The organism is Variovorax sp. P1_H12_2, from assembly GCF_056405335.1.
In genome coordinates, this window is record NZ_JBFUCI010000365.1 from 1 (window position 1) to 6,687 (window position 6,687).

6 protein-coding genes are annotated in these 6,687 nt (G+C 71.7%); 2 read left to right on the forward strand and 4 right to left on the reverse strand.

What is annotated here, in order from left to right:
- The 3 genes from AC1D2K_RS27120 to AC1D2K_RS27130 form a co-directional block, all read right to left on the reverse strand.
- A partial coding sequence (locus tag AC1D2K_RS27120; RefSeq protein ID WP_478092502.1) for a HAMP domain-containing protein occupies positions 1 to 874 on the reverse strand: 874 nt, incomplete at its 3' end.
- Between the two features lie 13 nt (positions 875 to 887).
- A complete protein-coding gene (locus tag AC1D2K_RS27125) occupies positions 888 to 1,841 on the reverse strand; it encodes an ABC transporter substrate-binding protein (RefSeq protein ID WP_478092504.1) in 954 nt (317 codons plus the stop codon).
- 157 nt (positions 1,842 to 1,998) lie between these two features.
- Positions 1,999 to 3,915 (reverse strand): ATP-binding response regulator, encoded by a 1,917-nt coding sequence (locus tag AC1D2K_RS27130; RefSeq protein WP_478092506.1) that lies wholly within the window; start codon positions 3,913 to 3,915, stop codon positions 1,999 to 2,001.
- 208 nt (positions 3,916 to 4,123) lie between these two features.
- On the opposite strand from AC1D2K_RS27130, the gene phnD reads away from it, so the two are divergent.
- The gene (gene phnD / locus AC1D2K_RS27135; protein ID WP_478092508.1) at positions 4,124 to 5,185 is read left to right on the forward strand and encodes a phosphate/phosphite/phosphonate ABC transporter substrate-binding protein; all 1,062 of its coding nucleotides are present in this window, start codon (positions 4,124 to 4,126) and stop codon (positions 5,183 to 5,185) included.
- An 8-nt stretch (positions 5,186 to 5,193) separates the two neighbouring features.
- A complete protein-coding gene (locus tag AC1D2K_RS27140) occupies positions 5,194 to 6,228 on the forward strand; it encodes a phosphate/phosphite/phosphonate ABC transporter substrate-binding protein (RefSeq protein ID WP_478092510.1) in 1,035 nt (344 codons plus the stop codon).
- On the opposite strand, the gene AC1D2K_RS27145 is transcribed toward AC1D2K_RS27140, so the two are convergent.
- A partial coding sequence (locus AC1D2K_RS27145; protein WP_478092512.1) for a hypothetical protein occupies positions 6,225 to 6,687 on the reverse strand: 463 nt, incomplete at its 5' end. The genes AC1D2K_RS27140 and AC1D2K_RS27145 overlap by 4 nt on opposite strands.

Consider the following 6,687-nt stretch of genomic DNA (forward strand, 5'->3'; position numbering starts at 1 on the left):
TGCGCTGCAGCGCCACGGCCGTGGCTTCGCGCACCCGGTCCTCGCTTTGCTGGCGATTGCGCTGCAGGCGCTCGGCCAGTCGGTTGATGTCGTGCGCGAGGTTGGCGAACTCGTGCGGGGGGCGCCGAGCGCGCCCGGCCGGGCTGTCCTCGGCGCCTTGCGGGCCGACCACGTTGCAGCGCGCATCGAAGCGGCCGGCCTCCAGCGCCGCCACCGTGCGCGAGATGCGGCGCAGCGGCTGCGCCACGGCGCGCGCCGTATGGCGCACCCAGGCCCAGGCGACCAGCAGCGCGATCATCGCGATGCCGATGCCCGCCATCAGCGAAAGTGTGCGTTCGCGCGCGTGGGCGGTGGTGTCGCGGAAGGTCTGGACCAGCCCGATCGGCGTCTCGCCGGCCGCCGTCGACCCCGCGGGCGCGAAGGCGCTCGTGCGCGAGGCCTCGCGCAGCGTGACCGGCGCGGTGAACATCCGCAGTTGCGCGAGCGAGGCGGTCTTCGGGCCGGCCGTCACATAGACGCCGGCGCTGTTGCTGATCTCGACCCGCGTCACCTGGCCGCCGCGCAGCGCGGCATTGGCGACGTTCTGCAGCGCCGGCAGGTCGCCCGCGTAGAGGCTCAGGTCGGACATGGCCGCGACCTGGCGCGCCACCGCCTCGCCCTCGGCATCGAACGCGGTCTCGAGCGTGGCCAGCCGGCCGTGGGTGAACCAGGCGGTGAGCGCCAGCGCGACCGCCGCGCACGGCACCACGCCCAGCCGGAACAGGTCGCGATGCAGGCTGCCCCCGACCACCAGCGCGCTGTGCTCAGCCAGCGCCGGATCGTTCGGCCCGACGGCAGCGGCGGGCACCTCCAGGCGATGGCTGGGCGCGGTCATGTCGCGGCGGCGCTCATCGAACACCGGTCACGCCGGCGGTCAGGTCGCGTTCGTCAGGCAGGCGCAGGCCCAGTCCGCGGGCCACGGTGGTGTTGACGCGCACGGTCGCCGGCGTCGCGGCCTCGACCCACACGCTGGCGGCGCCGTTGGCTGCGGCCAGCTTGCGGCCCAGGGCGCGCGCCTGCTGTGCGAGCTGGCGCGGCGTCGACACCGCGGCGGCCAGGCCGCCGGAACGCACCAAACCTTCGTTGGTGCCGAACACCGGCAGGCCGGCAGCGGCACCGGCGCGCAGGACCGCCAGCGTGGCGGCCTGGCTGTCGCCGATCTTGTCGGGCAGCACCAGCAGCGCGTCGCTGCGCGACACCAGCAGCCGCAGCACCGCCGCCAGCGACGTGGCGTCCGGCGCGTATTCGAGCTGCAGGTCCCAGCCCTGGCCGGCACGCTGCAGTTCGCTCACGATCGGCTCCGACTCCGCGGTCGCGACGACGCCCAGCCGGCGCTTTGCGGGCAGCACCGCATCGATCAGCGCCAGCTGGTCTGCCATCGCGGGCTCGCGCAGCAGCACGCCGATCCGGCGCTCCGGGCGCCGGAGCGCCGCCGTGCCCTTGAGGCTCTCGTAGTCGAGCCGGCTCAGCATCGCGAGCACCAGCGGATCCTGGCCGGCCCGTTCGATCGCCGAGCGCGCCGCCGTGATGCCGACGGCCATCGTGATGCCGGCCGGCCTCGGGGCCGCCGCGAGGTCCTCGCCGGCGGGTTCGCCGGCCACCAGGTGGATCAGGTCGAAGCGGCTGCCGGCGTCCTGCGTTTCCCGCAGTTGACGAACGAATTCGATGTGGGCGGCCGTTTCGTCAGCCATCAGCACGGTGAGCCCGGCCGCCTGGACGCCGCCGCACAGCAGGACCGCGCAGGCCATGGCCGCAATGGCGCGCTGCAGGCCAGGCAGCGTGGGGAGACGGGTCGAAAACATGGACTGCATCCGCAGAGGGCGATGGAGCCAATGTACGAAGGCGGCTGTTTGGGCGCGATAAGGCAGAGGGCTTATGTCCACCCGCGGTGGCGGCGCATTGGGGGGCGGAGGGCGAAATTCCGCAGCCTGTCGGTCTATGTCTGACGACGTACGGCGCCTACGCCGGGGTCGCGAGGGCGACGCGCACCGCGGCCATCTGAGCCTGAATCGCCTGGCGCAGGACGCGCGGCGAGACCGGCTTGTAGAGGACCGCGACGCCGGCGCCGGCGACTTCGCRCAGGCGGTCGGGCTTGGTCTCGCCGGTCACCAGCAGGCGCGCGGTCGACGGCCCGATGCCGCGGGGGTGGCGCGCGAGGGCGGCGAGCACGTCGAGCCCGTTGTCGCCGCCCTCCAGCAGCAGGTCGCTCAGCACCACGTCGGGCGGGCGATCCCAGGCATCGGCGAGCGCCAGGGCCTCGGCGCGGCTCTGGGCGGCCAGCACCTGCGCGCCCCAGTTCGCGAGCACGACCTGAAGCCCCTCGAGGATGGTGCGCTCGTCGTCGATCACCAGCACCACCACACCGACCAGGCTGGCCCGGGCTTGGACTTCGTCCTCGGTCGGCATGCCGGGGAGTTCCGCGAGCGGCATCGCCAAGGCGGGCGCGGGTCCGATCGAGCGCACCGGCACGCGCACGCAGGTGCCCTTGTGCGGCCGTGAACTGAGTTCGACCCGCGTGTTGAGCAGGGCCGCGAGCCGCTGCACAGTGGCCAGGCCCAGGCCCATGCCGCGTGACTCGCGGCTGCCCTGCCGGCCTTGCGGATCCACCTGGTAGAACTCCTCGAAGACCCGCGGCTGGTGGTGGGCCGCGATGCCGATGCCGGTGTCCCAGACGTCGATCCGGATCGCCTTGCCGCGGCGCCTCGCACCCACCAGGATTCCGCCCTCCGCGGTGTGGCGCAGCGAGTTCGACACCAGGTTGTTGAGGATGCGCGACAGCATCACGTAGTCGCAGCGCACCCAGGCGTCGGTCTTGCGCACCACCAGCCGCAGGTTCTTCTGCTCGGCCACGGCGCGGAAGTTGCGGCTGATCTCGTCGAACAGGCTGTCGAGCGCGAAATCGGTCCAATGCGGCTGCAGCACGCCGGCGTCGAGCTGCGAGAGGTTGAGCAGCTCGGAGAACAGCCGGTCCAGCGATTCGACGCACTCGCGGATGTGGCCGATGCGCTGCAGCCGCACCGGATCGGTCTCGCCGTTGGCCAGCCCGTCGGAGAACAGCGTGAGCGCATGCAGCGGCTGGCGCAGGTCGTGGCTGGCAGCGGCCAGCAGCCGCGTCTTGGCCTGGCTCGCGACCTCGAGCTGCTGGTTCTTGCTGGCCAGCTCGGCGGTCGCGTGGACGATGCGGCTTTCGAGCTGGTTGCGGCTTTCCAGCAGCGCACGCGCCGCCAGGTTGAAGCCGTGCTGCAGCCGCCGAACCTCGGTCGTGCCTTCCACTTCCACCTGGGCATCCTCGCCGGCGCCGAGCCGGTCGACCGCTTCGCCGAGCGCCTGGATCGGTGCGCTGATGCGGCGCGCCGCCCACCAGCCCGCCAGCCCGACGCCGACCAGGCTGGCGCCGAGCACCAGCACGACGTTGAACCAGACCGCCCTCTTGGCGTTGCTCACCGCGTCCAGGCTCATCTCGACCATCACCTTGCCGGTGTGCCTGCCGTCGTCGCCGGTGATCGGCGCGACCACCTGAAGGCCTTCGCCACGCCGCAGGTCCGTAGTGTCCGCATTGGCGAGGATTTCGCCCTCTTCCGACCAGATCTGCACATGCTGCACATGCGGCTGAGTGCTGCCGGACTGGGCGGTGCGCTGCAGCGCCCGGCGGTCCATGTGCTGGATCTGCGACTGGGCCACGGTCGCGACCTGCAGGGCCACGGTCTGGGCATTGGCGCGCATCAGCTCGGTCAGGTTCGCGAGGTGCTGGCGTGTCAGCACCGCGATCGCGCCCAGTGTCGCCACGGTCGCCGGCAGCAGCGCCAGCAGCACGAGCTGCTGCGCCAGGGTCAGGCGGCCGGCGAGCAGGCGAAGGGCGCGGAAGGACCAGCTCATGGAGGAAGGGCGGGGGCGGCGATCCGCCTGTCGAGGGCCGACAAATGCGTGTGGGTTGAGGAAAATGACACGATGAATGCTTAAGTTGGTTTCTAATTGTGTTGTAGAGCGCACTCGTTTGACCAGCCCGTTCGGGCTCGTCGGGCCCACGCGTTCCAGAAAAATGCAGGTTCCTGTCCGTTGCGCATCCAGCGCCCCCCTTGCTTGCGTGGCGTCTCTGCCAGGTCCGTTCCGGGCCAGGACGCGGCGCGTCGGCGCCTGGGTGGCGCGCGGCGCGTTGGCGCTGCTGCTCGGCTGGCCGCTCGCGGTGCCGGCGCAGACGGCGGGCGCGGCCGATGCCGCCGGTCCGGCGCCCTTGCGCTTCGGCATCCTGCCGCTGGGCGGTGCCTTCGAGTCGCGCAACGACTGGGAGCCGCTGCTCGCGGACCTGCGGCGTGCCATCGGGCGTCCGATCACGATGCTGTCGGTGACCTCGTACGAAGGCCTGGAACAGGCGATACAGCGCAACCAGGTGGACATGGCCTTCCTGTCCGGCAAGATGGCGCTCGATGCCGTGACGCTGCGGCGCATGAAGGTGCTCGCCCAGGTCACGCGCCATGACGGCCTGCCCGGCTACCGCGCGCTGCTGCTGGCGCGCAAGACAGGCCCCCGCAGCACCCTCAAGGGCCTGTTGGCCGAGCCCGAGAACTGGCGCCTGGCGCGCGGCGAGAGCCGTTCGGTGTCGGGCTTCATCGTGCCTCAGCTGCAGCTCTTCCTGCCCAACCACATCGCGATGGAGACCCGCTTTCGCAGCGAACTGGTGGGCACGCACCAGATGACCGCGCTGGCCGTGGCGAACGACGAGGCCGATGTCGCCACCAACAACACGGCCGACTTCGAGCGCTTCCGGCAGCAGTTCCCGGCCGAGGCCGAGCGGCTGCAGGTGATCTGGGAGTCGGAGCTGATCCCGCATGCGCAGATCGTCATCCGGCGCGACTATGGTCCCGCGTTCGAGCGGAAGGTGCAGCAGTTCCTGATCGAATACGCCCGCAGCAAGGGCCCGCGCGGCGACAGCGAGCGCGCGGTGCTGAAATCGCTGCACGACCTGGCCGGCTTCGTCGCGGCCGACGACAGTTCGCTGCTGCCGGCCGCCAAGCTGGCCTACCAGCTCGCGCGGCAGAGCGCCATGACCTCGCAGTGGGTCAACGAGGCCGCGCGCCAGGCCCGGCTGCAGCGCATCGAGACCCTCTACGCCGAACAGGCGGCTGCACTGCGCGCGGGCGCGCCTTGAACGCGGCCGTGAACCGCGGGCTCTGGCTGCGGGCAGGCCGCTTCGCGTTGGCGGCCGTGCTGGCCTGGCACGCGGCGGCCGGGGCGCAGGCGGGCCGCGCCCCGGCCACCGAATTGCGCTTCGGCGTCCTGCCGGTCGGCGGCGTGGTCGAGTCGCGCGAAAGCTGGACGCCGTTCCTGGCTGACCTGAGCCGCGCGATCGGCCGGCCCGTGACGGTCCATTCCGCGGCCAGCTATGCGTCGCTGGACGAGGCCATCCGGCGCCGGCAGGTCGATCTGAGCCTGTTGTCGGCCCAGCTTGCGCTCGATGCCGTGTCGCAGCGCCACATGAACGTGCTGGCCCAGGTGCGGCGGCATGCGGGCGCGCCCGACCATCGCGCCGTGCTGCTGGTTCGCCGGGCGGGTCCGCGCAACACGCTCGAGGACCTGCTGGCCCATCCCGAGCAATGGCGCCTGGCGCGCGGCGACAACCGGTCGGTGTCGGGCTTCATCCTGCCGCAGGTCCAGCTCTTCCTGCCGAACCGGATCGTGATGGAGACCCGCTTCCGCAGCGAGATCGTCGGCACCCACCAGGCCACGGCCCTGGCGGTGGCCAACGGCGATGCCGACGTGGCGACCAACAACACGACCGATTTCGAGCGCTTCAGGCAGCAGTTTCCGGTCGAGGCCGATCGGTTGCAGGTGGTCTGGCGTTCCGACCCGACGCCGCAGGCGCAGTTCGTGATGCGCAGCGACTTTCCGGTGGAGTTCCAGAAGAAGCTGCGCAGATTCCTGGTGGGCTACGGCCAGGGCCGGGGGCCGCGTGCCGAGGCCCAGCGCGCGGTGCTGAAGTCGCTGCATGCCGCTTTGGGCTACGCCGCCGCGGACAACAAGGCGCTGCTGCCGGCCGCCAAGCTGCAATACCAGCTCGCCAGGCAGAGCGCGCTCAATGCGCAGTGGGTCAACGAGGCCGCGCGCGAGGCCCGGCTGCAGCGCATCGACAGCGCGTATGCGCAACAGGTCGCAGCCCTCCGGGACTCCGGTATTGGCGTGGACAGGCCCTAGGCCTGCGGCCGCTCCTGCAGCCAGTCGGGAGGCGCATAGATGTCGGCGAAGCGCAGGCGCCCGATCGAATAGTGGATCTCGGTGCCTGCCGGCAGGCCGATCACCGGCAGCGCGGCCTGCAACAGCACCCGCCCCGCGGCGATGTCCGAGACATCGATGTCGACGCGGACGAACGCGACTCGGCGCGGCCCGCCGGGCGCTGCGTCGCCGAGCGAATCGCCCCAGCCGAGCACCGAGCCGATGCCCCGGGCCCGCAATGCCTCGTCGATGCGCTCCTCGCGCTGGTGCCAACGGTCGTCCACGCCCTCGACCACCGGGATCTTGACGGCCATGAACGCGCGGCGGCGCCCGTAGCCGGCGTTGTCGGATGCGGGATCGGGCGACGGTTCCATGGGGCCATTCTCCGGCAAGTGGAAGCCGGCTTGCGTCGGAGCAGCCGATCCCGTACGCTGGGTTGCC